Below are 1,295 nucleotides of genomic sequence, written 5' to 3' on the forward strand. Positions count from 1 at the left end.
AATACTTTGCTCTTGCGCTAAGTATTGGGGGCGGACAATACTTAGCCGCATGGCACAGTATTCGGCCGAGCTCGACGGCGTGTTCGTCGCTCTCGCCGACCCGACGCGGCGCGGTGTCATCCGACGCCTCGGCCGCGGTCCGACGAGCGTTGGTGATCTCGCCCGCGAGTTCCCGATGACCCTTCCCTCCTTCATGAAGCACGTGCGGACGCTGGAGGCGAACGGCCTGATCCGCACGGTCAAGCTCGGCCGGGTACGCACCTGCGTGCTCAACCGCGACCGTCTCGCCCTCGTCGACGGCTGGCTCGAAGAGCAGCGCCAGGTCTGGGAAGAGCGCACCGACCGGCTCGAACGCCTCGTCACCGATCTCAAGGAGAAACACCCGTGAACCCCGATCTCGACCTGCTCCTGCAGCGGGTCATCCGCGCTCCCCGCGCCGCGGTGTGGAGCGCGTGGACCGATCCGTCCCTGTTCGAGCAGTGGTGGGTTCCGGCGCCGACCGTGTGCCGCGTCGACCGCCTCGACGTCCGGCCCGGCGGCGCGCTCGTGACGCGAATGAGCGAGGACGGGGTCGGCTTCGTCCCGCACCTCGACGCGAGCTTCCTCGTCGTCGACGAGCTTGAGCGGATCGTGTACACGAACGCGATCGACAGCGCCTGGCGCCCCGCGAGTCCCGCACCGGTGCTCATGACAGCCGAGGTCACGCTGAGCGATCATCCGGACGGCACGGACTACCGGATGATCGTCCGGCACGGTGATCCGGCCGCCCGTGCCCGTCACGAGGAGCTCGGCTTCTTCGACGGCGTGGGCTCGGTCGTCAAGCAGCTCGCCGTGGTCGCGGAGAGCCAGGCCGTACGGTGAGGATCGCTCTCACCCAGTTCGTCACCCTCGACGGGGTCAGCCAGGGGCCCGGCTCGCCGACCGAGGACACGAGCGACGCCTTCACCCGTGGCGGCTGGCTCGTGCCCCACCTGGACGAACTCTTCGTCCGGCGTACCTCCGACTGGCTGGACCTCGCCGACGGCCTGTTGCTCGGGCGGCGAACCTACGAGGCGTTCGCCCGGGACTGGCCGCGGATCACCGACCCGGACGACCCGTACACCGCGCGGATGAACGCACTGCCGAAGTACGTGGTGACCAGCACCCTCACCGAAGGGAGCTGGCATCCGACGACCGTGCTTCGCGGCGACCCGATCCAGACCGTCGGGGAACTCAAGGCGCGGCCAGGAAGGGAACTCCAGATCCACGGGAGTGCCCGGCTCGGCGGCGCCCTGCTGGCGGCGGGCCTCGTCGAC

At 69.2% G+C, this 1,295-nt stretch carries 3 protein-coding genes; all 3 read left to right on the forward strand.

All coding sequences use genetic code 11. The features are described 5' to 3' along the window. The first annotated feature begins 49 nt into the window (after positions 1-49). The gene (locus ACFY3D_RS39495) at positions 50-388 is read left to right on the forward strand and encodes an ArsR/SmtB family transcription factor (RefSeq protein ID WP_389989648.1); all 339 of its coding nucleotides are present in this window, start codon (positions 50-52) and stop codon (positions 386-388) included. Next, positions 385-861 carry an SRPBCC domain-containing protein gene (locus ACFY3D_RS39500; protein ID WP_389989650.1) on the forward strand — a complete coding sequence of 159 codons (477 nt, stop codon included), beginning with the start codon at positions 385-387 and terminating at the stop codon, positions 859-861. The genes ACFY3D_RS39495 and ACFY3D_RS39500 overlap by 4 nt, the downstream gene beginning before the upstream one ends. Further along, on the forward strand, positions 858-1,295 hold a 438-nt coding region (locus ACFY3D_RS39505; protein WP_389989652.1), incomplete at its 3' end, for a dihydrofolate reductase family protein. The genes ACFY3D_RS39500 and ACFY3D_RS39505, both read left to right, overlap by 4 nt.

This window comes from Streptosporangium sp. NPDC000509 (genome assembly GCF_042898365.1).
Taxonomy (GTDB): domain Bacteria; phylum Actinomycetota; class Actinomycetes; order Streptosporangiales; family Streptosporangiaceae; genus Streptosporangium.

Bases quoted from the DNA above. Each gene is read 5' to 3' on its own strand.
- ACFY3D_RS39495 (WP_389989648.1), top strand. From the start codon at position 50: ATGGCACAGTATTCGGCCGAGCTCGACGGCGTGTTCGTCGCTCTCGCC.